The sequence below is a fragment of the Pseudomonadales bacterium genome (assembly GCA_024234615.1).
Taxonomy (GTDB): Bacteria; Pseudomonadota; Gammaproteobacteria; order Pseudomonadales; family IMCC2047; genus JAJFKB01.
In genome coordinates, this window is the sequence record JACKNY010000002.1 from 704,059 (window position 1) to 729,723 (window position 25,665).

A 25,665-nucleotide genomic window follows, 5' to 3' on the forward strand; every position below is an offset into this window, starting at 1 on the left:
CCAAGTCGGCAAAGGCCAACTCCTATCAGACTGATAATCTTGCCGCGATGTTCTCAACACCCGCTGGGCGAGCCAGTGTTCCGACGCCCGGGCCGCCAAGAAGATGATATCTGGTATCGCGCTGTTGTGCTCGCCTACCAACGGATTCGATAAGCGCTGTCATTTGTGCCGGGTTCATCTCCTGGCCATGGGCCGCACCGGCAGCACGACTAATACTTTCATCCATCAGGGTACCACCGAGATCATTAACGCCCGCCCGCAAGCAGGCTTTGACACCTTCCTGACCCATTTTCACCCAGGAGGCCTGGATGTTATTTATATGTGGGTAGAGTGTCAACCGAGCCACAGCGTGCATTAGTACCGCTTCTCTGAAAGTGGGCCCGCGGCGCGATTTGCCTTTGCGATACAGCGGCGCCTCCATATGCACGTACGGTAACGGCACAAACTCAGTAAAACCACCAGTCTCTTCCTGCAAATCACGCAGGTGCAACAAATGTCGCGCCCAATGCACCGGCCGCTCTACATGGCCGTACATAATAGTGGAAGTGGTCGGCAAGCCAATCGAATGGGCCGCCCTAATAACATCCAGCCATTCCTGGGTATTCAATTTGTCATGGCAAATAATGTTGCGAATTTCATCGTCCAGAATCTCCGCCGCCGTGCCTGGCAAAGTACCCAAACCAACCGCTTTCAGTTGTTTCAAAAAATCCAGCACGGGAATCCCCAAAGTTTGGGCACCCTGGGTAATTTCCAGCGCTGAAAACGCATGGACATGCATATTTGGTTGTGCCTGTTTAACCGCCTTGACAATATCAATATAAGTCTGCCCGGTATAGCTGGGGTGAATACCACCTTGCAGACAAACCTCGATAGCACCTCGATCCCAGCCATCGGTAACTCGTTGCTGTATTTCTTCCAGCGGTAAATCATAGCCTTTGCCGCGCAGACTATCGTTCGACCGTCCCTTAGAAAAGGCACAAAACTGGCAGCGAAAATAACAAACATTGGTGTAATTGATATTACGGTTGACGATGTAAGTCACAGTATCGCCATTCACCGCCTTGCGCAGCTCATCGGCAGCGACACAGAGATTTTCATAGTCGCGGCCACGCGCACTGAACAGAGTGCTGATCTCCTGTTCGTCGAGACGTGCCCCGCTCGTCGCTTTATCCACCAACCGACTGACCTTGGTTTTAACAGCTGGCGCACCAGCAATAACTTCGGCACCGATCAACCGTATCGGTTTCGCCGCTACAATGTCAGAGCTAACGCCCGGTGACCAATTTCCGGTACGGGCAAAGCCTTCGGCATCCATTTGATCCAGAACGTATTTATGCAACTTAGGATCAACCCATTTATCGAGGTTTTGCGTATATTCTGGATACAGCGGTAACCGCGGAATTAAGGTTTTACCTTCCGTCTCGCACGCTCTGGAAAGAATACCCAAATGCGGCCAAGGCGCTTCCGGATTGACATGATCCGGGGTTACCGGCGAAATGCCACCCCAGTCATTAATTCCGGCTCGGATAATTTCGGGTAGCGCCTCCGGGGATAAGTTCGGTGGTGCTTGAATGTTTACGTTGCCACCAAAAATGATGCGCGCTACCGCAATTGTCCAGAGCAAATCTTCACGTGAAGGCTCTGGCGCATTGCGCATTTTGGTATCCGCTTTACGCTTGAAATTTTGAATGATCAATTCCTGCAAATGCCCATAGCTATCATTCAATTCACGCAGTGAAAGCAGTGATTCAATACGTTCTTGCCGAGTTTCGCCGATACCGATCAAAATCCCAGAGGTCATCGGCACATTGACAGCACCAGCGGCGGCTAACGATCCCAATCGAACGTAGGGATGTTTATCTGGCGAACCGTAATGCGGCATACCCTTTTCAGCAAGCCGTTCAGAACCACTTTCCAGCATCATGCCCTGAGAGATAGAAACTGTGCGTAGTTGTGCTAACTCATTACGATTTAAAACACCGGGGTTCAAATGCGGTAATAACCCGGTTTCATCGAGCACTAGTTGCGCCATTTCCGCCAGATAAGAAATGGTCGTTTCATGCCTCAGCTCCCGCAAAGCTTGTCGCGCTGTTTTGTAACGCAGCTCTGGCTTGTCACCCAGCGTAAACAGCGCTTCATGACAACCCGCTTCAACCCCGGCACGGGCAATCGTCAAAATCTCTTCGGCACTCAGGTACGCGCTCTCACCAAGTCGCGGCGGATTGGCAAAAGTACAATAGTGACAGACATCACGACAAAGATGGGTTAGGGGAATAAAAACTTTCGGAGAGTAGGTAATAACAGCGCCATGGCCGCTATCTCTAATCTGTGTTGCCGCTGCCAGCAGCTCATCCAATTGATCAAAATTGGCTAATGAAAGGGCTTCTTCTTGATTAATAGGCAGTCCTTGCGTTGCCTTATCAATGACCTGCTCGGGGTTCAACATCACGACCACCTACTTTTTGTATGTGCCTGTCAACGGATACGCACGCTCCCACCGCCTAGACAACCACATGAAATGAAAAGACTAAGCTACCAGACAAGACTGTCTGGCAGCTTATTTCGTTGCTGGATTTGTTTATTCAACAACACCACAGATTTGCATCATACACTGGATGTAAACCTTAATAATATCCAGCATATCGTCGATATGCACTGCTTCACCCTGGTGCGTAGAGAAACCGCCACCTCCGGTACGAATACGCCCAGCAGAACCATAGTTCACGGTTGGAATACCGTAACGGTTCATATGCGCAGCATCAGACATCCAGACTTCGGTTGCACGCTTAGGCGCCTCACCCAATTGATCCGTATGCGCTTGCACAATGTTCTGTATCAATTCATGCCCTTCAGGAATTGAAGTGCCGGGAGTGGTCATAAATGTTTCCACTTTGGTGCCCTGCAACTCGGGGTTTTTTGCTACCAGCCCTTCAACCAGACGGCGCACTTCATTGTAGGCTTCCAGCGGGAATTTATCCGGCAGAGTACGTACATCCATATAGATAACACAGTTATCCGGAGTTCGCGCACCACGCCATGACCAACCGCCCTCAATAGCGGAAACGTTTACCTTGGGCTGAAAGCCGTCAGCCAAGGTATTACGATCAAGATAATCGGGGATCCATTCGTGAATAGCGTCCAATACTTTACGCGATTTGTTAATAGCGTTTTTATCCACATCCGACCATGCCGTGTGAATCAGGTGTCCCGGCACAGTAATCTTAACCCAACAGCTACCGCAATGCTGCGCGATCAACATCAGGTTAGTGGGTTCGCCCAAAATACAAAAATCGGCAATCGCACCATGGGTGATGGCAAATTTAGTACCCACACCATAACCTTGATACATTGGGCCTTCATGATCATTCACCGGCGCTTTTTCGATTTCGCCGGCAACACCAGCAATCACGACATCACCACCCAGCTTGATACCGGCCTTTTGGATACATTCGGAGGCCATGATGTAAGTAGCCATCGCGCTCTTCATGTTGAAAGAGCCCATACCGTAAATCCACTCATTATCAACCAGAGTACCTTTACACTGGTAACCGAGACCACGGTGCGCCTGCTCAGGGCCGAAAGACGTATCCAGGTGGCCGTTAAACATCAAGGATTTACCGCCGCCCTGACCCTGCCAGCGACCAACGGCGTTGTAACGCTCGTCACCGATTGGTTGTAATACTGCATCATAATTGGCTTCGCCCAGCATCTGATGAACGGCGCGGGCGCAATCGCCCTCGTATCCGGTAGGGCTTGGAATATCGACCAGATCCATCACCATTTTTATCAAACGGTCACGGTCAATCTGCTCAACAGCCTTGGCGACAAGATTTTTGTCCACTGTAGCCATAACTCTGTCCTCTGTGAAATTTGAAATTGCGTAGGTACCGCCCACAGATTGCAGACGGTACCGCTTACGAAAGGGTTTAATCGATGATTGGCGTTGCCAGTGTACCCAGCTTTTCAACGGTACATTCCACCAGGTCGCCCGGCTTCAACCAAACCGGGTTTTCCATACCTGAAATGACCCCCGGAGGTGAGCCTGTAGTAATGATATCGCCCGGCTCCAAGGTCATTTCAGACCACCAGGAAACCAGCTGCTGGACGTTGTAATGGGTCTGCGCCATATTGGAATCCTGACGCACCTCACCATTTAAACGTAGCTTCATTTCTAAATTGTTGACGTCACCGATTTCATCTTTGGTCACCAGCCAAGGGCCGAAGGGGCATGAACCGTCAAAGCTCTTACCCATCAAAATCACTTTATTGGCGTGTTCACGAGCTTGAATATCACGAGCCGATACGTCATTAAAAATGGTTAAACCAGCGACGTAATCCAATGCTTCTTCTGGCGTCACACATTTAGCTCTTTTACCGATCACGATGCCCACTTCAATTTCAAAATCGAGCTGCTTGGTAAAACGTGGAATTTGAATTCCCTGACCATTTGCCACCACACAGGAAGGTGCTTCAAGGAAGCCTGTCGGGTGCTCAAAGTGGAAGTCACCCCAACCATGATCCTGCCATTCAGGCGCTTGCCAGCCCGTTAATTCTTTCAGGTGCGCATCGAAGTTACAGGAAGTGTGAATAATTTTGCCAGGACGCGGCACGGGCGCCATTTGTACCACTTCATCTTCAGAATATAGACAATTACCCTTGCAACTGACGACATCTTTTTCCGCCAATGCTTGACGCGCACGAGCCATTGTCGCTTCGCCACCATTGAGGAAATCAATCATATTGTTAGGCAATTCACCGCCAGTAATCGCCACCAGATCCACATAACCATTCTCGGTATAAGCACCGATAGTTTGCGCACCTGTTGCTTTAATTTTAAAGGTTACTAATTTCATTACTTTATGTTCCTTTCACTATTCAACAACCCCGGTACTAACCGGGGTTTTAAACTTGGTTGACTCGAAGGCCTTAAGAAGCTGGTTTCAGCTGTGGCATGACCGCTTCGCCAAACAAACGCACGCTTTCCAGATTGTCCGCTTCGCTCGCACCAACCACTTCCAACAACGGCAGGTTGAGGCCCGCATCAATCAGCTCCTGGGTGATTTCCGCACACTCATCCGGCGTACCTGAAATCACGGTAAACTTACGCTGCATTTCATCGGTGACCAAGTGTGTGACGTTATCGTCTGTACCTTCTTTAATCGCTTTGCGGAACGGATCCCAAGCTTCGTCGGGCAAACCAGAACCCGCTAGAATTACGTCATTCTTAATGTTGCGTAGCTTGTTCACCACATAGGTACCCGTAGAACGACGTGTCGCGTCTTTTGCTCGCTTGCCGTCTTTACTACAGGCCGCCAGTATCACACCACCAACCGGGAAGTCTGCGTCCAGGCTACGTCCTTTCTTCTCAGCACCCGCTTTCATGTTGTCGATCGCGTACTTAACAAAAGCCGGTGAGGTCAGTCCTGCTAACAGCATACCGTCACTGGAGCGTCCCGCCAGTTTTTGCATGAAAGGTCCCGTGGCACCAACGTAGATAGGAATATCGGTTCGCAGACCATCCGCAACTCGGTCATAGGCAGGCATGGTGGATTCAAAGAAGTCACCTTTGTAGGCGTACTTTTCACCACTGAATACTTTACGCATGATGTCCATGGATTCCTGGTGAATTCGAACCGGGGGCATTTCTGCAATATCGTATTCCAGGTATTCGATACCCACTTTACCCACACCGATACCCATGATGAAACGACCATCAGAAAGCTCGTCCATACCGACCGCTTCAGCGGCTAATACGGTGGGGTGACGAATATACGGCGAGGTAATACCTAAGCCGATCGGAATGTTCTTGGTGGCGCTAATCGCGGCCGCCAACGTACCGAAACAACCTCGCGCTTCCAAACCATACTGACGGAACCAGTGATAGGCTTCCGCTATCCAGAAACCACCTTGATAACCCATCTCTTCAGTCAATGCCGCATACTTCTTAATCGCCGACATCGGCTCATAGGATTTAAAAATTACACCTACTTTTACATCACTCATGTTGATCTCCTGTATATGAATTTTTAGGGTCATCAGCGGCCATTGTAGACTTAACTCTGACGACAAATTATAAAATAATCGAGGCTGAGAATGTTAATTGGCAGGCCGATACTTGTCTTGCCTAGCAACGTGCAACTAGTTGACTTTCAGCGCACCTTACTGATCACCGCTAACATTGGCAGAATTAAACCACCGATTTTTAAATCTTTTCATTTTTATTGAGGGGCTTTAAACTTCACCTAGTTTGCTTGACAACCCTGTCGGCACCCCTCTCTTCCATCAACCTATGCTCATCTGTTAAACGCATTAAACTCCTGATTGCTCCACCTTTCAAGCGTCCTGCGCTAACAGTCAACCAGTTATGCATTCCCAGGCAAGACAGCGAGCCGACCTATTACTATTATGCCGAGATGGATAATGAGTGTCGCGCGAGCATAAATTTGCTCCGAACCATAGGCCGACAAATTATAATGCTCAGCTACGCTTCTAAAAAACTGCTTCGGCTCGGCATTGCCGCCTCATAGATTGGTGATATCGCTTTTCTCACCAGCACCCTGTCTCTCTACCGCTGTCTTGCAAGGGTTGCGTAGGATGGCTGTTTGCCAAGTAAGTGTGTCGAGCGCAACTTACTGATTTACATGATTTAACCTTTTAACTATTAGTCTTTTAACCTTAAAAACCAAGTTGGTATGTCGACATGAGAGAAATTAAAAAAGTTTGTATCGTTGGCGCGGGTGCGATTGGCAGCCTGTTTGTTGGGCATTTAGGCAGCATCATCGAGACCTGCGTACTGACCCGTCGTGAAAATCACGCCCAGGATTTGAATAAAAACGGCTTAAAAGTCAGCGGCAAATCAAACCTGCATGCCAAAGTTACTGCCTCAACTAACGCGGCGGATCTTGGTGATGTTGATTTGGTCATTATCGCAACCAAAACCAATGCTGTAGAAGCCAGCGCCAAAAGCCTACAAGGCCACTTCCCGAATGCTTCGATTCTGATGGTACAAAACGGTCTGGGCTGTGAAGAAGTCGTGCGTCGCTACGGCGACTGGCCAATTATTTCCGGGGTCACCTTCATGAGCGGTGTACGTCATTCAGATACCCATGTGGAATATGAACTGGATACCGCTACTTGGATGGGTCCCTGGGAAGGCGGCGGCCCCGATTTTGATTTCGTACAGCAGGCGGAAGCATTGATTAACAAATCCGGTCTGATCGCAGAAGCCTATGAAGACCTGCGCCCACACCTATGGTCCAAGCTAATATTTAACTCCGCCGTCAATGCGATTTCTGCGGTGACCAACCTGCCACACGTACCCGCTTACGCAAAACGCGATAATATCGAAGACCTGGGCAATCTGGTACATGATATGATGATGGAAGGTATCCGTATCGCAGAAGCACAGGGCATCAAACTAAGCGGCAACCCCTGGGAAATGAACTGCAAAGCGGTTAGCCAAGGCACCAGTGGCGGCGAAGAGTACGCCCATATCACTTCCATGCTTAACGATGTTCGCAGCAAGAGCTTAACCGAGGTAGACTGGATTACCGGATCAATAGTGAGGGCGGCCAAAAAAGTCGGTGTTCCAGCGCCTTACCATGAAACACTATACCGTCTAGTTAAAGGTGTAGAATTGAGCTGGTCACAAAAAGAATCCAGCCATTAAAAACAACCATATTGATCATCATTTAAACGATAGAGGAAACTAACATGAAAGTATGTATTATCGGCTGCGGCGCCATCGGCAGCCTGTTTGCAGCGCATCTCGGCAAGCTCGACGATGTTGAAGTCTGGGCCTACGACCCCTTTCAGGCGCATGTCGACGCCATCAACCAAAATGGCTTACGCCTAACCGGGCAAAGTGATTTCGTGGCAAAAATTAATGCCCGCTCTAATGCTCAGGAAATTCCGCCCTGCGATTTTGGCATCATTGCTGCGAAAACTCTGCACACCCGTTCCGCCATGGAAGCCACAGCCCACATCTTTAAAGATGGCGCAGTCTGTTCGGTACAAAATGGTGTCGGTAGCGAAGAGATCATTGCTGAATATGTGCCCCGCGTAATCATGGGTACCACTTTCCCCGCTGGGCATATTACCGGCCCAGGGATCTGCAACCATGACACCAAAGGCCTTACCACGATTGGCCCATTCCTGGACAAACCCGCTTCCTTCGAAGAATGCCAAAAATTGGCCGAAGCGTTGACCCGAGGTGGCCAGCACACAGTAGCAGTTGAAGACCCACGCGGCCCAATGTGGACCAAAGTTATTTTTAACTGTGCTTCGAACGGTATCGGCGCATTAACCCGTCTACCGCACGGTATCGCTTGCGAGCAGGTACGTGAAGTCATGAGTGCTGTAGCCCAAGAAGGTATCGCAGTTGCTAAAGCGCTGGGTATCACGCTGGAAAAGGATCCCGAAGAAATGATCGACTATGGCCGTGAAGTCGCCTATCGCCACAAACCTAGTATGCTGCAAGATATTGAAGCCAAGCGACCTACCGAAATTGATTCGCTGAACGGCGGCGTTGCCGCAATGGGTGAAAAAGTCGGCGTTCACTGCCCCTTAAATAAAGCGGTGGCAGATATGGTAAAAGGCGTGGAGTTTTCCTGGACACTGGAAGATTAATACCGCGCAACAAACTGGCGTTATAGCACTAAACGCATATTAAGCAATTCTGACTATTGAGACAAAAGAGGTTTATCACATGACTGATTACGTAAATCGTTTTCGCCCGAGCCAGGCTGAAATAGATCGCCGCTACACTAACGTGCGAAAAGCAATGGAAGAACACGGCCTGGACGCACTGGTTGTCAGCAGCAGTGAGTACAGCGGCTTTGAAGGCGCAGTCCGTTATATGGCGGGCTTTCATATCCTTCACCGCTATGCCTATGTGGTGATAACACCTAATGCGGATCCAGTCATGGTGTGTCCTCGCGAAGCCTTTTGGGTTGGTGACCACAATGAATCCTTTTTGCAGGAAAGAGCTTATCCACCACATTGCGGTGAGTGGATGGCTGATTTTCTGAAAGATCAGGGCGCTAAAAAAGTAGGTATCTACGGTCTGGAATATATTATTAACGTACGTGATTACAGCGCGCTGGCAAAAGCCGGTTTTGATATCGTTGATTTTGAAATACCCTTTGATTACGCCCGTGCACAGAAATCCGAAGAGGAAATTTTATCGGTGCGTGACTCGATGGCCATAAACAAAGCTGGTGTTTTGGCGGTAATGAAAGCGTACGAGCCTGGCAAAACTGAAGCGGAATTGATGGGCGTTGCCGAGAATGTATTTAGCGCCGCCGGTTGTCGCCGTAACACCATGGACATGGTACAAATCGGCGTTAACGGTTCGTTAGAACCACAAATGGTGTTCCCCTCACGCCGTCCGGTTCAAGCCTCTGACGGACTCATGTATGGCCTTGAAATATCCGGCGAAGGTGGTCACTGGGTTGAATATTCACGCCCACTGTTCCCTAATGGTATGGACGCCATCACCAAGGACATGATGGATGCACACATCGAGTTCCATGAACTGGTACGTGAAAACATGAAAGCAGGCCGCACGGCTGAAGAAGTCCATAAAATTTGCATGAAGCCAATAGAAGATCGCGGCTATGTCTCCGGTCACGTCTGTGGTCATTCTATCGGTATGACCATGATTGAAATGCCGCGTATCGGCGAAGGTTTCGACTTTGTTCTGCCGGAAAATATGGTTTGCTCGATGCATCCGCACATTATGAACAAAGAGAAAACCCATTCGCTTTATTTCCAGGAAACCTACCGGGTTACAGCAACAGGCGGCGAGCCTTTATCAGGCACCAAAATTAAAGCCTATGATGGTACGGAAACTGAGCTGGAAGCCCTTTAATATTGAAGTGAAATACTCAGCTATATCAAGGGTCGGAGTCGCTGTAGCGGCTCCGACCCTTTGCTTTTAACGGTCCGTTTGTCCGGCAGCAAATTTTTTCCTGATAATTTCTCACTCGCACTCTCTCCCCCGCCAATATCCTGATATCAAAAAAGGTTTTCCTTGCAAAAGTAGCAAATTCAGGCACAGCCCAATACGATTGGACTTAAAGTTTCAAATTACTTTCCAGTTCCCTGCGACAATTTGCCGCATTCCCGAATGAATTTTTCTGATTGATAATCCAGCCATAAAAATGACTAACGAGAGAGGCTATGAGAAGGTTGGGTTTTCACTTTCCAAAAATAACATTTCTGTGTGCGTGCACATTACTCAATACACTATCACTGCCCATTTTGGCAGAACAAACCAGACCAACCAAGATCGAAGAAGTCCAGGTGTGGGGCCAAGGCACACCGGTTAGACAAACTAATTTTAACAGTCCATCCAGTCTATTAACCCAAGAGGATTTCGTTAGTATTAATGCCGCAACGACTGAAGACCTGGTTAACTATGAACCCAGTTTGGTCATTCGCAGGCGTTTTATCGGTGACGCCAATGGCACGATGGGAATTCGCGGCTCAAATATGTTTCAAACAAGCCGATCTATGGTATTCGCCGATGGCGTCCCTCTCCATTATTTTCTACAAACACGCTGGTCCGGTGCTCCTCGATGGTCACTGGTTTCCGCCGACGAAATTGCTCAGATCCAAGTAGTCTACGGTCCCTATTCAGCAGAGCACAGCGGCAATGCAATGGGTGGCGTGGTGAATATTGAGACATCCATCCCTGCCAAACGTCGCTTCCATGCTGAGGGCTCTCTATTTAGTCAACGCTATGATGAACTTGGTTTTGACAAAGATTTAAACGGGTTTAAAGGTTTCATGTCCTACGGCGATAAATTTGGTGATTTCAGTCTCTATGCCTCCTATAACCATCTGGAAAACGACAGCCAACCTCAGACTTTCCGGTATAGCCAAATTAGCGAATCAGTACAGGGTGGAGAAACCCAAGTATCTGGTGCAATTCTGGATGAGGACCGTTATGGTAACTCCGCACTCTATTTTGCTGATAGCGGTTCTGTTAATACCACCACAGACCACCTTAAACTCAAACTCGGTTATGAACTGGAAGACTGGTTCACCTTAATCAATATTGCTTATGAAAAACGCAAATCAGCCACTGATTCGCCGGGTAATTATTTAAAAAATAATGTTGGCGCCCCGGTATGGAACGGCAACGTAGTACAGGATGGTAATGTTTTTGATGTCAGCAGTCGCAATTTCACCATCAGCGATGATGACCGGCAAAGCCTTTTATTAGGTGGCCGCGTACAGGGGAGCCTGACCGAAGATTGGTGGATGGAGCTAAGTCTGAGTTATTTTGAAATACTCGAGGATGAAACCCGTAGCTCCAACGCTCACCCTGAGGACCCTTCCTATACAGCTGCCGGACAGGTCACTGATTATGAGGATACTGGCTGGGAGACTGCTGAGCTCAGGTTTCAAAATGATCGCTTCTTTAGCAATGACTCATTGAGCCTGCTGGCAGGACTACGTCACGAACATTACAGCCTTGAAATCAATAATTACCTTTCCGACGATTTCCAGTCTGGTGCGAAAACCAGCCTGACCAATAGCAGCGGCGGAGAAACGATGATTTCGGCCCTCTTTACACAACTGGGCTGGCAAATAACAGATTATTGGGATACCGCATTCGGTGTACGTTATGAACACTGGGAAAGCGACAATGGCTTTTACGGCAGTGTTGATCATATTGACCGCTCGGAAAGCCGCACCTCCCCCAAGTTTTCGTTAGGTTTTAACCCAAACGAACTTTGGAAATTTCGCTACTCTCTAGCCAAGGCTTATCGCTTTCCCATCGTAGAAGAATTATTTCAGAATGAACACACCACCAATGGTACATCATTAGCGAATGCCAACCTCGAACCAGAAGATGGGTTACATCAAAACCTATCCATTGAACGCCGCATTGAGAGTGGCTATGTCCGTTTGAATTTGTTCCATGAAAACATTGATGACGTTATTTTTGCGCAATCCATCATCGTGGATAACCACTCTCTCAATACTTTCATTCCCATTGACACCGTGAAAACACAAGGAGTCGAGTTAGCATATAACCAGTTCAATTTGATGAACGGCCACCTCGACGTCCGGTTTAATATTACTTTTACGGAATCAGAGATTACCAAAAACAGCGCCAATCTGAGTCTGGAGGGAAAAACTTTTCCCAGAATACCAGCGTGGAGAGGCAACCTGTTATTGACCTATCATGTCAATGACCGCTGGGATATTGGCGGTGGAGTGCGCTATGCCAGTGATAGTTATGACGACCTGGAAAACAGGGATAAAGCGGATAATGTCTTTGGCGCTCAAGACAGTTATACCTTTATCAACCTGAAGACCAGCTATCGTTTCAATGATAACTACCGTCTGAGTCTTGGCGTAGACAACCTCACCGATGAGATTGCCTTTGTTGCCCACCCTTGGCCGGGAAGAACTTTTTTCCTTGAAGGAACGGTTGATTTTTAGTTTTCAAAAATGCACTGCCTGGCACTTGTAAAGACGATGGGTTATGACACGATCAAATCGATTTAACTTTGGACGCACTGTGCTCTTTGGGGTTCTTGGCTGGAGCCTTGCCCTCTATTCGGACGCGGAGGCAACGCTTTCTGCCGGCGCTGTTTCCGCCGAAATAAAACAAACACAGGCTGAGGAATGTTCCTCTCTCGTTTCAGTGCATTGCGGCGCTGCTCCCAGCGGCGCCTTTGATGAGGATGGCCGCTACTGGGTTGTCTTTGTCCAGCAAGAATATCTGTACCTGAGCTATTCCGATAATCAAGGCGTTAAATTTTCCACCCCTATCAAAGTCAATTCCACGCCTGAGCCTATCTATACCGACGGCGAAAACCGCCCCAAGTTGGCTATCGGGACTGACCATGAAATCTATGTGTCCTGGACTAAACGCTCGCCGGAAAGGTTTAGTGGCGATATCCGGTTCAGCCGCTCCATTGACCAAGGAAAAAGCTTCAGTCCGGCACAAACCATTAATGATGACGGACTAGTCACCAGCCACCGCTTTGACGCCCTGCTCACTGATCATCGCGGCGATGTCTATTTAGCCTGGCTGGATAAGCGCGACCGGCAGGCAGCACTAGCCCAAAATAGCACCTATACGGGTGCGGCGCTCTACTATGCTGTCTCCACAGATAAAGGCGTCAGTTTCTCACCAAATCAAAAAGTGGCAGATCATTCCTGTGAATGCTGCCGTATTGCGATCAGCCGACCGGAGGGCTCTGGCGCAGCTATCCTTTGGCGGCATATCTTTGCAACCAATACCCGTGATCATGCTTTTGTTATCCTTGGGCCAAAGGCCGTCACTCAAGCGCCCCAAAGAGCGACAGTGGATAACTGGCAAATTGATGCCTGCCCGCACCACGGGCCAGCAATGACCGATGCTGACAATGGTCATTATGCTATGGCTTGGTTTACCAATAGCCCTCAGCGTAAAGGTATCTATTTTGGCAGCTACGATGCCGAGACCGGCATAATGACGCATCAGACATCTCTCAGCCATTCACCTGGCGCAAGCCACCCTCAACTATTACGGCCACACCAAGGATTGTTATTAGCCGCCTGGAAAGTTTTTGATGGACAAAAAACCCTTATCCTGTTGGCGGCCTCTGAAGATAACGGTATTAACTGGCACCCCCCTCAGGTTGTTGCCAAAACTGAGGAGGCCTCAGACCATCCTTTGTTAGTCCAGAAAGGGAGTCAGGCCTATCTTAGCTGGCATACCAAAAATGAAGGATTCCGGTTAATACCCCTTTCCATTCAGCAGGAAGGATAGAACGGATGATTAAAAAACCTTTCTTATACACTGGACTATTAACACTCTCACTAATGTTGGCGGTTCCCGCTGCGGCTGAGCAACAAGCGTTTTCTGAAGACAGTATCGCTGTGATCGAAAACCACTATGCAAATGAACCTTTCCTATTAGTCATGTGGTCGATAGAGTGTCCTCCCTGCAGAGAGGAGTTGGCATTATTCAGTCAATTAAAACGTACTGGCGAAAAATTCAACCTGGTCTTAATCTCAACGGACAATCTTAGCCAACAAGATACCCTTAATGCGACACTTACAGAATTTGGGTTGGAGGCTGTGGATAGTTGGATCTTTGCCAGCGACAATGTCGAAAAACTTCGCTACCATCTTGACCCTGAATGGTTCGGCGAAATGCCACGCAGTTATTTTTATGACCGATTCCATCACCGTATCGCGGTGAGCGGTAAATTAACGCACCAAAATATCAAAGCATGGTTAACCGACAAAGGCACCTGAAAAAAGGGGTTATTTTGGTAAAAAATATCAACCCCCTTTACTTTAGCCTGCTCTCATCTTCTTTTTTTGCTGTACCAAGGGCGGCAAAATCAACAACAGGCTCAGCGCAAATAACACCATACCCAGCCAGATTACACTACTATAGTTGTCCTTCATAATGACTGAGGCGGCCAATGCCGGACCAATAGCCAGCCCCAACATCTGGCCAGCAACACCGTACACGACAAGTTTGCCGCTACCATCAAAACTGGCCATCGCGGCTAACAGGAAAGGGTGCGCCAGATTCCAGGCATAATTAAAAACGCACACCGCAATAGCGTATAGGAGCACATTCATCTCTGCGAATAAAAGAGCCAATGAAACAATGCTACCCGTGACCCCAGCTATCAACGGAATTATTCGACCCCATCGAATACCCAAAGTAGCCGCAGTGAAGGCACCCGCCACGCCCCCAAACTGAGACAGCGTTAATCCATTGGAAACTTCCTGCTCTGAACCACCGCCACTGACGCCAATTAAAAACAAATAAGCCCAAACGGCTCCCTGAGCCAGAAAGTAGACCAGCATTGTGACTACCGCCATCACCCGATATCCACGCGCTAACTTAACCGCATCCGCATCCACCACCCCATGACCTTCACCAGAGTTCGGCAAATAGCGAATAAATGGCAGGGCACTCAGGGTAAAAAGCGCAAAAAATATTAATACCCCATCCATTCCCACCAAAGCATAGGCCGTCGGCATCACCAAAAACCCTAATGCGCCATAGAGTAGAATCCACATGATCATGTAACCAAAATTGCGGTCCGGATTGGCCGATAGGCCGATAATGGTAAAGGTCAGCGAAATCAAAACACCGGAACCAATGCCGGTAATACAGCGCAATGCCGCAAAGGGGACAAATGACTTGGTCGTGGTGGAAAGTAGATTACCAACGACCACCAGCAATACCGACCAAATCATGATATAACGCCAGTTTACCCGACCTGTCAGAAGAATCATTATCAAGGTGGTAATGGCAATACCCCACATCTCCGCTGAGGCAATATAACCCGCTTGCTGCTCAGTAAAGTAATAATACTCCACCAGTCCTTGCACAAATCCAGGCTGTACGATAAACACCGCCGGTCCAATAATACTGATGTATATGGCGGCGATCAGCGTTTTGGTGCTATTGAGGTCAATGGGGCGCTGCAGGTTCCCAGCGAGGGCTTTTATCATTAATTTTTCCTCTATCGCTCAGGGTCTCTATATGAACGATTATTTTATGCATCGCTCTAGCACAAGGCTATCAGCCATATGGTTTAGACTTAAGAGCATCTCTAAAAACCTGGATTTTTTGTGAGGGCAAGAAAATCCAACACGGACGACTGCATGGAGCTAACGCAGCCATCGCGAAAAAAGATAGATTTTAGCAATGTCTCAAGCTCAGATTGACATTCCTAAGCCCTTCACGCAAGCTTCAACCCAGCAACTTCAACCCAGCAACAATGGTATGAAACTTTACTAAATGCAGCCGAGCTATGTCCCTGCCAACCGGTCTTAACTCTAACTTCCCAAATCAGTTTCAAAAACAGAGTTTGCAATTAGTTCGTCACATTGTTCCTCTCACCTCATCCGCCTTTTATTTGATCGACCCCGACATGCGCCACCGCGGCGTTGCCTTGTATAATCTTGAGCCGGATGTCGAAAAGGAATACCAACAAAAGTTCAGCCATCTTGACCCGCTCAATCCGCGTAAATTTTCTAGTACCACGGAAACCGTCGTTACTATCGATTCTCAGATTTCCCCGGCAATGCTGAAGCAGTCCACCTACTATCAGGAGTTTATGAAGCCCCATGATCATCGTTATGTAGCGGATATGTTTTTTCGTTATGCGGGTGAAATTATTGCCGTACTCAGCATGCTGCGCCACGAATCGATGGGACCCTTTACGAAAGCAGAGCTGACTTTACTAAGCCACCTTCAACCTTTTCTCGAATATACCCTGAACGCGGTTTACCTACCGAAGCGGGTTGCCGAACGACAGTCTATTCAAGCACATTACTCGCTTACTGACCGGGAACTGGATATTCTGGAGCTAGTCATTGCAGGCGCCAGCAATAAAGCCATCGCCAACGAACTTTCCTTAGGACTGGCAACAGTAAAAACTCATCTTTCGCACATCTTCCAAAAGACAGAATCCGCATCACGCACCGAACTGTTGGCCAAAGTCTTTAAGTCACTGACTAGCTAAACTTCGTTACCACGTCTAAACCCTTTGGCGGATAGCGTTGTGCAACCCAGTCCGGCTAAAATCCTTAGCAACAGATTCATCTCAAATAGCTATCTTCCGGGTAGGGGAGCACTATGCTGGGTAAATTAACAAATAAAGTAGCCATAGTTACTGGTGCCGGGCAGGGTATTGGAGAAAGCATTGCTAAAATATTTGCTGGCGCCGGGGCCAAAATAGTTGTGGCTACGCGCTCGCAAGGAAACGGGCAACAAACGGTTGACGACATCATTGAGGCGGGTGGCGATGCCCTACTGATTCAAACCGATGTGGGTCAGCAGACACAAATTAATCTTATGGTGAAGCAAACCGTCGAGCACTATGGCCGCCTGGATATCGCCATTCATAATGCGGCTATTTTCCCTATGCACAGCGTGGCAGATTTACCGGCGCAAGTCCTGGACGATACGCTGGCCATCAACCTCAAAGCTGCTTTCTGGCTGACGCAGGCAGCCATTCCCCATTTACGGCGACAGGGCGGCGGCCGTTTGCTCTTTACTTCATCGGTAACTGGCCCAACTGTAGCAATGCCACTCACGGCCCATTATGCCGCCTCCAAGGCAGGTATGAACGGGTTTATCAAAACCGCCGCCATTGAACTGGCACGTGAGAATATTACGGTAAACGGTGTTGAGCCCGGTTATATCCTGACCCAGGCCATGTCGTTGCTGGCAGGTGCCGATGAACTGCAGGAAATGGCATCAATGATACCCAAGGGCGAATTGGGTAAACCAGAGGATATTGCCAACACCATGCTCTTCCTCGCCTCCGACGAATCGGCTTATATTACTGGCCAAACCATCGTGGTAGACGGCGGCTCCACCCTGCCCGAAAGCCCGGTGATGATGCGTCAGTTCTATCATCAAGGAGAAAGGCAATGAACCATGAAGATTTATTGGCGCGCCGTTACCGGCTATTGGGAAAACACTCCCCCCTGTTTTATGACAAACCATTACATTTGGTGCGAGGGAAAGGCGTATGGTTATTCGACGCCAACGGCAAACGCTACCTGGATGCCTACAATAACGTTCCCGTGGTGGGCCACTGTAACCCGCAGGTGCTGGAAGCACTAACCCGACAAGCGTCCACACTTAATATCCACACGCGTTACCTGCACGACAATATTGTGAATTACGCCGAGCGCCTCACCGCCACTTTTGACGACACCCTCAGCATGGCTATGTTTGCCTGCACCGGCAGCGAAGCCAACGAGATAGCATTGCGTATGGCCCGACACTGTACCGGCGGTATGGGCATTATCGTTACCGACTTTGCCTATCATGGCAATACCACTGCGATAGCCGAGCTGGGTACTGGGTTTATGCCCGAAGCCAGCAACGCCAAAAATGTTCGCGCCATTCCCATTCCTGACTCTTATCGAGGTCTACACGGCCTTCAAGGCACTGCACTTGCCCAAGCCTATGCCGATGAAGTACAGCAGGCCATCGATTCTTTTGCTGCTGCAGGTATTCAGTTAGCCGGAATACTGGTCTGCCCCGAGTTTGCCAACGAAGGTTTATTGAATGTTCCACCCGGCTTTATGGAAATGGCGGTTGAGCGGGTACGTCGTGCTGGGGGCCTGTATATCGCAGACGAAGTGCAGGGTGGTTTTGCACGCACCGGCACTCATATGTGGAGCCATCAGTGGGATCAGGTGACACCAGATATCGTTACCCTGGGTAAACCCATGGGGAATGGCCACCCCATCTCAGGCGTCATTGCACGAGCCGAGTTGATCAATGAGTTTGGTCGCACCGCCATGTATTTCAACACCTTCGGCGGCAACCCGGTTTCCTGCGCTGTGGGCTTGGCGGTTCTGAATGAAATTGAGCACAACAATCTGTTGGAACAGGTAACGCAAGTGGGCTCTTACGTCGCCAGCGGCCTCCGCAAACTCCAGGAGAAATATGAGTTGATCGGGGAAGTACGGGATCGCGGCTTGTTTTTTGGTTTGGAACTCGTTACAGATCGCCAGACTAAGGAACCGGCAGGTACTGAAGCCAAACGGCTGGTCAACGCTATGCGCGACCGCGGTGTCCTAATCAGCAAAATTGGCCGTTTCGACAATATTTTGAAAATCCGCCCACCGCTGGTATTTAACCGTGAACATGGCGATTTTCTGCTCGCCACACTTGACGATGCTCTTGCGTCACTTTAATCCCGGGAAACTTTCGATGACCGATTTTTATACTCTCGATAACACCGAACAAAAAGTCCGACTGCACGGACTAGCATCCCAGGCGCTGGCGCACTGGGGCTTGGAACACAGCGAGCTGTCATTTATTAAATACCGTGAAAATGCGGTTTTTAAATTGGTTACCGCAACAGGCGAACGCTATGCCCTGAGAATTCATCGGGCAGGCTATCATACCGATGCCGAATTATATTCTGAGCTAGAATGGATGCAGACGCTCAATGAATACGGTATTGAAGTTCCCGCCATTGTGCCCACCCTGGACGGTAAATCTTTTGTTCTCGTCAAAACGGATACGATACCGGAACCGAGACAAATAGATCTGTTTGAGTGGATTGATGGCGAACCGATGGGCTCGGTCGAAAACGGACAGGATAACGACCCCGCAAGAATCCGACATATCTACCACACCATCGGTCAAATCGCAGCGCGTCTTCATAATCAGGCGACAAGCTGGTCGTTACCCGATAGCTTTACCCGGCACTCCTGGGATGCTGATGGCTTAGCGGGAGCCAGCCCCTTCTGGGGGCCATTCTGGGAATTTGAGATGTTGAACGACGAACAACGCCAATTGCTGTTACGAGCGCGTGATCGGGTCTATCATGATTTAACAAACTACGGAAAATCAAAACAAAACTACAGCCTGATTCATGCCGATTTTGTGGTGGAAAACCTAATGGTACAGGGCGATCGGATAAAGCTGATTGATTTTGATGATGCCGGATTTGGCTGGCATTTATTCGAGCTGGCGACTGCGCTTTATTTTATTCTCGATGAAGACTTTTATGAAACGGCGAAAATTGCACTGATTGAAGGTTATAGAAAGTTCCACCCGATATCAGACGAGCAGCTTAACCATTTACCACTGTTTCTATTGGCCCGAGGGTTTACCTATCTAGGCTGGGCGCATACCCGCAATGAAACTGAAACCGCACAGCAAATGGGGCCTCGGTTCATCGACTCAGCCTGCCGTTTGGCGCGCGAGTATCTGGCAAAATAAAAGGGTCTTTTTGTGACCCTTTAAAACATTGGCATTTTCAAACGGTGTGAATTTGTTTAGCCACACACCGAGTTACTTCATTAGCTGATCATTGATCGCATAAATAACGTTTAAACTTAAGAGAAATACCACGATCGGAACAAATTTGTTTAATGTCGCAACAATCGCCGGGGGGTTAGCCTTGGTATAAGCACTAGAGGTATGCAGGGCCGCCACAAACTTCGTTAACCAGAGATAAACTACCGTCGCACCAAGGCCATTCAATAGCCACGCCAGCACCACATCTTTTGCCCAATAATCCTGCTGATAAACAAAAATCATGACCGCCATGGGCGGCTCTAAAAATAACAGCCCTTTATCAATTCCTGACAGCAAACCGGTATCGTTCGGGTCAGGCGTTATAAATGTGTAGGCAATACCAAGGTAGAGCCAGAAAAACGTGAAGATCGCCAATACACAGGCGGCGGTGGAATGTCCTGCCTGAATCGCCAGAACCAGACAGATGGCATGCGGTAATGCGCCGACAAGCAATAACAGTAACCCCCCAATTTTCGGCGGCAGCATTTTGATAGATAAACCGATAAAAATACCACAAACCAGATAGATACTGGTTAATGCCAGCATAACAACGTTGAATTGATGCATTGTTTCTCCCCGCCAAGATTTCTATTTATTGTAAAAGTAGATGACTAAAAGCTTTCGCCCTAAGGTTATCTATTAAACGAACAAGCCTACGCCTCCCCTCAACAAATGGCTCACGAAACCCAAAACCACCGATGATTTAGCTTCAGAAGTAAAATTCTGGCAAAAAAAGGCCAGCACAAGGCTGGCCTTTCATTTCTTAGCTACGTTTCTATTAGAAGCTGTACTTCACATTCAGGCCATAATAGCGAGGGTCGCGATAAGTGACTTCATTGCAACCACACAAAGTTGCTAGATCGAAGCCGATATTACCGGCGCGTTCATCCGTTAAGTTTCTAGCTATAAGTGCCACTTCCCAGTTTTCTTCGCCATCCATCCAGCTAAGACGCGCATTCGAAATAGTATAGCTGTCAAATTTATCAGCGTCGAAATTACGTAGGTTGTAGAAGAACTCATCAGAGTATGTTACATCACCCTGAATAGCCATTGTGCCACCCAAAGCACTCCACTGATAACGAACCAACGCCGTAGCCTGAACTTCAGGTGCATAGGTGGGATTACGATCTTTGGGTGGTATCGGCGTTCCGATACGCAAGGGAACATCTTCTACCGTTGCATCTAACCATGCAGCACTGAGAAGAATATCCCAGCCTTCACCCGGTGACATCTGAAGTTCCAGTTCAACCCCTTTATTCTCAGCATCAGCATTTACCACCACGCCACTCACGCCTGTAAACAAAAAGGCTTGGTAGTCTTTGTAATCATAGTAGAATGCCGTGCCGTTAAAGCGTGCAAGTCCATCAAAAATAGTTGCTTTAAAGCCAACTTCAAAGGAGGTCAAAATCTCTTCTTCGTACGGTAGAGTGCTATCCGGAAAAGGTAAACCACCTGCTATCGGAGCATTAAAACTGCCTGCTTTCACTCCACGGTTGATGCCGGCATAAATCAGTAAATCATCGGTCGGCCGCCAGTCTAATTGAATCTTTCCCGCCCATAAATCATCGCTGGAATCATCCTTGAAGGGTGCGGGTCGCGCCGGAAATAAGACCGGTCCGTTATTTACCTGATCTGTTCCCAGAGACGCGAAAAACAACTGATTCATTTCATAATCTTTATCTTCACGCATTAGACGCAAACCGGTAATCAACGTCAGTTCTTCATTCAGGTCATATTCAATCTGACCAAAAATTGAATAGGAGTCGGTTTCCATTTCGGCGATTGTACCGATATCAACACCACTTATAGGAAAACCTCCAAACAATGCGGGTAGGCTATTTGCTGGCCCTTTTAAGCCGTTGTCCGATTCGTTATCGATATTCAGGTAGAAAAAACCAACTACGCACCTAGCTCTGGAAGTTGATCAAGATGATGCGGTGCAACCGGTCCCCTTGAGCAAAGATGGCGATGCTCGGTGGGTTAAGAAGGCGGGTCGTTTTTATCTAGGCTATAAACTCCACGCCAGCAGTGATGAGGAAGGGTATATAGAGACGGTGCATGTGACGGCAGCCAATGCGCATGAGAGTCGGCACCTGGCACCGTTACTGGATGAGGCAACACCAGGCACACAGGTATTGGCTGACAAGGGGTATGCCAGTGCGGCGAAGCGGGATGAGTTGGCTGATCGAGGATTAGGTGATGGGATTATGCATAAGGCGGTGAGAGGCAAGCCGCTCACGACGGCGCAACAACAAGCGAATCGAGCGATTAAAGCAAAACGCTGGGTGATTGAACAAAGCTTTGGCACCTTAAAGCGGCGCTTCCGGTTCTGCAAAGCCAACTATTTTGGGCGGGAAAAAGTGTTGGGGCAAAGTTATCTGAAAGCGATGTGCCTGAACTTACTCAAGGCCAGTAATAAGGTGTGTTATGGCTGAGGTTTTGCAGGTGAAATCCGTCCGGAATTCGGATATTCAACGGCACTGAGAGTGTTCCTGTACAAAATGGCTCGAAATTTGATGCTTTCATGGAAAAAGCGGGTATTTTTCGTTTATCGCAAAGGTCTCAGTTTACGAATTAAACGGAGCCAGTAAAAGAACGCCTATGAATTTTTTAATGAGTGGCGATAGTTGGTCAAAACTATCGCCACCAGTAATAACATCCAACCTGGCTACGAGAAATAATCATTGTAATTTATCTCAAAGCAATTGCGTCATACTGACTCACCCGTAAAAGTAACTAACGGTTAGCGTTCAACCAGGCTTCTGCCCGCGCCTTATGTTGAGGCAGGAGTGATCGTTTCTTATAAGCTGCCGTCATATCGTCCAGCTCTGCCTGCATCGCACCACTGGCGGCCTTCTGTAGAATTGACGGCTCCATAAACTGCGGGGACAGACAGTTGTGCCCATTGAAGTACTGATGAATATATGTCGCACGCTCCACCTGAAAGTCAATCGCCAGACTATTCATCTCACCGAGACCCGGTGCGCTGTTGCAGTCGCCTCGCCAATAGGGATAGAAACGCGTTTGCCATATTTTCCAAAAATCACCCTTTTTATCATAGAATTCACCCTGGTAGTAAAAGGGGTAATCGGCATCCATGTACAACACCTTCTTGCTATAGGGGTGATAATCCGGAGGCGTTCCCTCAATCACAAACACTTCGCGTGGTTGCCACTTGGTAGCGATCGGATTCCAGTGTGGTGCCTCATCGACATTAACAATGTTGTCAATCTTACCCTTTTTCAGATAATTTCCATCTGGCGCATTGACCACCGCTAGAATATGGCGCTTCTCTACACACTTCCACGCCTTGTAGAAACCAGGGTAACCTGTTACACCACCGCTGTCATCGTTGAGCAGGTCCATCTTGGGCTGCGGATCAACCCAGGACTTGCCTCCCGCCGTACGCCGTACGCGACGCAACGAGCGAACATAGACATAGCCATCATCCGCCGAGGCATCATTGTATTGACGTGTAAATACCCCGATACCGGCGATATCGTAGGGCTCGGTCAGCACCAACAGAAAGCGCAAATGCTCATTATCGCGTCCCGGCAATCTCTGCTCACCGCGAACACGGCCTTCCCAACGCATTACACCATTATGCGCCAGGAATCTGTCGATATTCCCGCGTTCCTTGTCCTGAATGAATACTTCGCCTGTAGCAATCCAGTCATCGCCGCGAACAGGGTTAGCCATATAGTTGTTATAGGCGAGCTTCCATCCACAGCTCTGATCTTCAACACTGACATCCTGATTCGGGAATGGTACGCCTGCAACATAGCCCTCCAGTTTATTGTCGGCACTCAAGCTTGTCTTGCCAACATTCGCCTGGGTAGCTTCAGCCAGTTTTGGGTCAAACTCCAATTCGTTACTGTGCTCAAGTTCTAGGGTCAGGCCATAGTCTCGCACCCACATCTCGGTCCGTTCCGTCAGCAGATCCTTGATCTTGTGTCCTTCAAAGGTATCCTCGTAAATATTGTCCAAATTCGCTTTGCTGATTACCGTGCCCTCCGGCAATTCCTTTGCCTGAGCGCCAAACGTCAGCGATGCTAGACAAACACCGAACCCCACATAAAATGCAGATTTTCTCATGGATTTAAATAGCATGGTTAGCTCCCTTGTTCGTTAAAACTGGTAAGTGATTCGAAATAGAAACTGGTCGTCATCACGCAAGGCACCGAATACGCTTCCTGTGTCTGGTGGAAAACCTACGTTGATATCAGTTTTGTCCCCGCCGAAGGCCAGATCAGCTTCGACCTTGAAACGCCAATGCGCACCGTAATCATATTGCAACGACGGAATAAACATACCGCCACCCTCAGTCAAATCGGCAAGAAACACAACGGTGAAGTTTAGCTTGTCACTCATGAATGGGTTGCTTAGGATCATAGTGGCAATCGTATTGTGCTTATCGAACACACCGCTGCCATCAAAGCGGACCAGACCATCGCTTTCGTCCACGCCGGGGATATACCAGTCGAACAGCTGCAACGACAGCAAACTGGCATTTGATGTGCCAATTAGATTCTGAATACGCAAATTCGTATCAAGACCCACTACTAGATTCCAAGTGTCCTTCTCCACGAGTTGGAAAGGCTGGAGCGCGCCACCCAGTGCAGCAACCGGCATCAGGTTAGTTGTAGACATAGGCCGATCCGGTGTATAGGCTACCTCTAAACGATAAACAGCATCAATGGCGGGTATATAGCCAGATAAGCTACCGCCAACGGTGTCCGTTTCCGGGAAAATAAATTGCAGCGGATTACCGTTAGCTGTTTCCGTAAAGTCGAGTGTTACCGTCGGGTCTGTATAGAAACCGCCCTGACCATGATAGTAATTAAAGGCGTAGTTAATTTCCTCATTACCGATCACAGCGATGCCGGACCAGCGAAAGCCATAGTGAGCGTCATCAGTGTCCCCCTCGGAATGACCGTAGTTATAAGTGGCAACGCCACCCTGTTCTTCACTGACAAAGTTAAAACCCTTGCTCGACGAGTTAGACCAACGGCCGCCGAATGCCGGAATGGAGTTACCAATCCACTCTTCTTTGTCCAGACCTGGACGCACTACGACCTGAAGCTGACCATCCCACTCGGGAACATTAAAGGTACCATTCAGCAGGATCAACGGTTTGCGCACATCCTCATTCTCCGGCACCAAGAATTTGCGCCAACGTAGATCAAAACCATGGATTACATCGGTGGCGTGAAAGAAATCAGTCTCGCCCCATACCACTTGCTGACGGCCAATTCTCAATGCGAGGCGATTACTAACCTGCCAATCGAAAAACAGTTCACGAATGTCAGTCTCGTTATATTCGTCTTTGAAATCTGCATGATTGCCAGGAATTGTGGCGGTCAAATCTTCAAGTCGATCCTCATAGTCCGTAATAAATTCGTGGCTAAAGCGAAAACGACCCGTCCAGCGCAGCGGACCGGTGGGTCCAGTGATATCGAAAAAAAGTGACTGGCGATTCATCGATAGATCGTACTTGTCATCCTCTTGTGTCTCGCTGATATCCTCAAGGTTAAAACTCAGATACTGGCGCGCCCAACCTTGCAGCCGCCAACCATTGCCCAGTTCAATAGCAGCAAGTGCCGGCTGTGCCGCCAGACCGATCACCAATGAGGCGGTCAGTGTGCAAATTGTGGGTCTCATACTCTTGATTTTCATAATTACTCCCTCTGTTTTATTCCAGAACTGCAAAATGCCCATACCCTTGTTATGATTATTGCTACTTTTTTATTCTGGTGCTCATTACCTTGCCCCTAACACAAGCATAATATAGCGCCCCTAGCACGATGCCAACCCATTTTAAGGGATGACCCTTCACTAGTATCCCGACAACA

General features: G+C 48.6%; 20 protein-coding genes. 11 read left to right on the forward strand and 9 right to left on the reverse strand.

Going from position 1 to position 25,665, the window contains the following annotated elements; genetic code table 11:
• Positions 1–25: 25 nt before the first annotated feature.
• The 4 genes from cofH to H6995_12450 form a co-directional block, all read right to left on the reverse strand.
• Positions 26–2,446 (reverse strand): 5-amino-6-(D-ribitylamino)uracil--L-tyrosine 4-hydroxyphenyl transferase CofH, encoded by a 2,421-nt coding sequence (gene cofH / locus H6995_12435; protein MCP5215807.1) that lies wholly within the window; start codon positions 2,444–2,446, stop codon positions 26–28.
• 132 nt (positions 2,447–2,578) lie between these two features.
• Positions 2,579–3,850, reverse strand: coding sequence for a M20/M25/M40 family metallo-hydrolase (locus tag H6995_12440; protein ID MCP5215808.1), 1,272 nt, complete (start codon positions 3,848–3,850; stop codon positions 2,579–2,581).
• A gap of 76 nt (positions 3,851–3,926) precedes the next feature.
• Entirely contained in the window at positions 3,927–4,853 is a 927-nt protein-coding gene (locus H6995_12445) for a fumarylacetoacetate hydrolase family protein (protein MCP5215809.1), read from the reverse strand.
• Between the two features lie 73 nt (positions 4,854–4,926).
• Complete coding sequence (locus H6995_12450; GenBank protein ID MCP5215810.1) at positions 4,927–6,003, reverse strand: LLM class flavin-dependent oxidoreductase; 1,077 nt, start codon at positions 6,001–6,003, stop codon at positions 4,927–4,929.
• Between the two features lie 697 nt (positions 6,004–6,700).
• Between H6995_12450 and H6995_12455 the strand changes: the two genes are divergently transcribed.
• The 6 genes from H6995_12455 to H6995_12480 all read left to right on the forward strand — a co-directional run bounded on the left by H6995_12455 (position 6,701) and on the right by H6995_12480 (position 14,268).
• Positions 6,701–7,669 (forward strand): 2-dehydropantoate 2-reductase, encoded by a 969-nt coding sequence (locus tag H6995_12455; protein MCP5215811.1) that lies wholly within the window; start codon positions 6,701–6,703, stop codon positions 7,667–7,669.
• A 44-nt stretch (positions 7,670–7,713) separates the two neighbouring features.
• The gene (locus H6995_12460) at positions 7,714–8,628 is read left to right on the forward strand and encodes a 2-dehydropantoate 2-reductase (GenBank protein MCP5215812.1); all 915 of its coding nucleotides are present in this window, start codon (positions 7,714–7,716) and stop codon (positions 8,626–8,628) included.
• A 79-nt stretch (positions 8,629–8,707) separates the two neighbouring features.
• Positions 8,708–9,871, forward strand: a complete 1,164-nt coding sequence (locus H6995_12465) for an aminopeptidase P family protein (protein MCP5215813.1) — start codon at positions 8,708–8,710, stop codon at positions 9,869–9,871.
• Between the two features lie 311 nt (positions 9,872–10,182).
• Positions 10,183–12,459, forward strand: a complete 2,277-nt coding sequence (locus H6995_12470; GenBank protein MCP5215814.1) for a TonB-dependent receptor — start codon at positions 10,183–10,185, stop codon at positions 12,457–12,459.
• 43 nt (positions 12,460–12,502) lie between these two features.
• The gene (locus H6995_12475; protein ID MCP5215815.1) at positions 12,503–13,777 is read left to right on the forward strand and encodes an exo-alpha-sialidase; all 1,275 of its coding nucleotides are present in this window, start codon (positions 12,503–12,505) and stop codon (positions 13,775–13,777) included.
• Between the two features lie 5 nt (positions 13,778–13,782).
• Positions 13,783–14,268 carry a TlpA family protein disulfide reductase gene (locus H6995_12480; protein ID MCP5215816.1) on the forward strand — a complete coding sequence of 162 codons (486 nt, stop codon included), beginning with the start codon at positions 13,783–13,785 and terminating at the stop codon, positions 14,266–14,268.
• A 42-nt stretch (positions 14,269–14,310) separates the two neighbouring features.
• Here the strand turns inward: H6995_12480 and H6995_12485 are convergent, their stop codons facing one another.
• The gene (locus H6995_12485) at positions 14,311–15,489 is read right to left on the reverse strand and encodes an MFS transporter (protein MCP5215817.1); all 1,179 of its coding nucleotides are present in this window, start codon (positions 15,487–15,489) and stop codon (positions 14,311–14,313) included.
• A 302-nt stretch (positions 15,490–15,791) separates the two neighbouring features.
• On the opposite strand from H6995_12485, the gene H6995_12490 reads away from it, so the two are divergent.
• The 4 genes from H6995_12490 to H6995_12505 all read left to right on the forward strand — a co-directional run bounded on the left by H6995_12490 (position 15,792) and on the right by H6995_12505 (position 19,735).
• The gene (locus tag H6995_12490) at positions 15,792–16,505 is read left to right on the forward strand and encodes a response regulator transcription factor (protein ID MCP5215818.1); all 714 of its coding nucleotides are present in this window, start codon (positions 15,792–15,794) and stop codon (positions 16,503–16,505) included.
• A gap of 113 nt (positions 16,506–16,618) precedes the next feature.
• Entirely contained in the window at positions 16,619–17,422 is an 804-nt protein-coding gene (locus H6995_12495) for an SDR family oxidoreductase (protein MCP5215819.1), read from the forward strand.
• Positions 17,419–18,699: an aminotransferase class III-fold pyridoxal phosphate-dependent enzyme gene (locus H6995_12500; GenBank protein ID MCP5215820.1), complete on the forward strand. Its 1,281-nt coding sequence runs from the start codon at positions 17,419–17,421 to the stop codon at positions 18,697–18,699. The genes H6995_12495 and H6995_12500 overlap by 4 nt, the downstream gene beginning before the upstream one ends.
• A gap of 16 nt (positions 18,700–18,715) precedes the next feature.
• The gene (locus H6995_12505; GenBank protein MCP5215821.1) at positions 18,716–19,735 is read left to right on the forward strand and encodes a phosphotransferase; all 1,020 of its coding nucleotides are present in this window, start codon (positions 18,716–18,718) and stop codon (positions 19,733–19,735) included.
• A gap of 72 nt (positions 19,736–19,807) precedes the next feature.
• Here H6995_12505 and H6995_12510 read toward each other — a convergent pair whose 3' ends face one another.
• Together H6995_12510 and H6995_12515 are read right to left on the reverse strand one after the other, a co-directional pair.
• Positions 19,808–20,380: a hypothetical protein gene (locus H6995_12510; protein ID MCP5215822.1), complete on the reverse strand. Its 573-nt coding sequence runs from the start codon at positions 20,378–20,380 to the stop codon at positions 19,808–19,810.
• 211 nt (positions 20,381–20,591) lie between these two features.
• Complete coding sequence (locus H6995_12515; protein ID MCP5215823.1) at positions 20,592–21,698, reverse strand: TonB-dependent receptor; 1,107 nt, start codon at positions 21,696–21,698, stop codon at positions 20,592–20,594.
• Positions 21,699–21,750: 52 nt separating this feature from the next.
• On the opposite strand from H6995_12515, the gene H6995_12520 reads away from it, so the two are divergent.
• The gene (locus H6995_12520) at positions 21,751–22,248 is read left to right on the forward strand and encodes a transposase (protein MCP5215824.1); all 498 of its coding nucleotides are present in this window, start codon (positions 21,751–21,753) and stop codon (positions 22,246–22,248) included.
• A 301-nt stretch (positions 22,249–22,549) separates the two neighbouring features.
• On the opposite strand, the gene H6995_12525 is transcribed toward H6995_12520, so the two are convergent.
• Complete coding sequence (locus tag H6995_12525) at positions 22,550–23,923, reverse strand: DUF1329 domain-containing protein (GenBank protein MCP5215825.1); 1,374 nt, start codon at positions 23,921–23,923, stop codon at positions 22,550–22,552.
• A gap of 18 nt (positions 23,924–23,941) precedes the next feature.
• Complete coding sequence (locus tag H6995_12530) at positions 23,942–25,489, reverse strand: LysR family transcriptional regulator (GenBank protein MCP5215826.1); 1,548 nt, start codon at positions 25,487–25,489, stop codon at positions 23,942–23,944.
• Between the last annotated feature and the right edge of the window lie 176 nt (positions 25,490–25,665).

Excerpts from the sequence above, each read along its gene's own strand:
- H6995_12475 (MCP5215815.1), top strand. The coding sequence starts at position 12,503 with ATGACACGATCAAATCGATTTAACTTTGGACGCACTGTGCTCTTTGGG.
- H6995_12485 (MCP5215817.1), bottom strand. The coding sequence starts at position 15,489 with ATGATAAAAGCCCTCGCTGGGAACCTGCAGCGCCCCATTGACCTCAAT.
- H6995_12490 (MCP5215818.1), top strand. The coding sequence starts at position 15,792 with ATGTCCCTGCCAACCGGTCTTAACTCTAACTTCCCAAATCAGTTTCAA.
- H6995_12450 (MCP5215810.1), bottom strand. The coding sequence starts at position 6,003 with ATGAGTGATGTAAAAGTAGGTGTAATTTTTAAATCCTATGAGCCGATG.
- H6995_12480 (MCP5215816.1), top strand. The coding sequence starts at position 13,783 with ATGATTAAAAAACCTTTCTTATACACTGGACTATTAACACTCTCACTA.
- H6995_12530 (MCP5215826.1), bottom strand. The coding sequence starts at position 25,489 with ATGAAAATCAAGAGTATGAGACCCACAATTTGCACACTGACCGCCTCA.
- H6995_12455 (MCP5215811.1), top strand. The coding sequence starts at position 6,701 with ATGAGAGAAATTAAAAAAGTTTGTATCGTTGGCGCGGGTGCGATTGGC.
- H6995_12445 (MCP5215809.1), bottom strand. The coding sequence starts at position 4,853 with ATGAAATTAGTAACCTTTAAAATTAAAGCAACAGGTGCGCAAACTATC.
- cofH (MCP5215807.1), bottom strand. The coding sequence starts at position 2,446 with ATGTTGAACCCCGAGCAGGTCATTGATAAGGCAACGCAAGGACTGCCT.
- H6995_12500 (MCP5215820.1), top strand. The coding sequence starts at position 17,419 with ATGAACCATGAAGATTTATTGGCGCGCCGTTACCGGCTATTGGGAAAA.
- H6995_12525 (MCP5215825.1), bottom strand. The coding sequence starts at position 23,923 with ATGCTATTTAAATCCATGAGAAAATCTGCATTTTATGTGGGGTTCGGT.
- H6995_12440 (MCP5215808.1), bottom strand. The coding sequence starts at position 3,850 with ATGGCTACAGTGGACAAAAATCTTGTCGCCAAGGCTGTTGAGCAGATT.
- H6995_12470 (MCP5215814.1), top strand. The coding sequence starts at position 10,183 with ATGAGAAGGTTGGGTTTTCACTTTCCAAAAATAACATTTCTGTGTGCG.
- H6995_12495 (MCP5215819.1), top strand. The coding sequence starts at position 16,619 with ATGCTGGGTAAATTAACAAATAAAGTAGCCATAGTTACTGGTGCCGGG.
- H6995_12460 (MCP5215812.1), top strand. The coding sequence starts at position 7,714 with ATGAAAGTATGTATTATCGGCTGCGGCGCCATCGGCAGCCTGTTTGCA.
- H6995_12465 (MCP5215813.1), top strand. The coding sequence starts at position 8,708 with ATGACTGATTACGTAAATCGTTTTCGCCCGAGCCAGGCTGAAATAGAT.
- H6995_12505 (MCP5215821.1), top strand. The coding sequence starts at position 18,716 with ATGACCGATTTTTATACTCTCGATAACACCGAACAAAAAGTCCGACTG.
- H6995_12510 (MCP5215822.1), bottom strand. The coding sequence starts at position 20,380 with ATGCATCAATTCAACGTTGTTATGCTGGCATTAACCAGTATCTATCTG.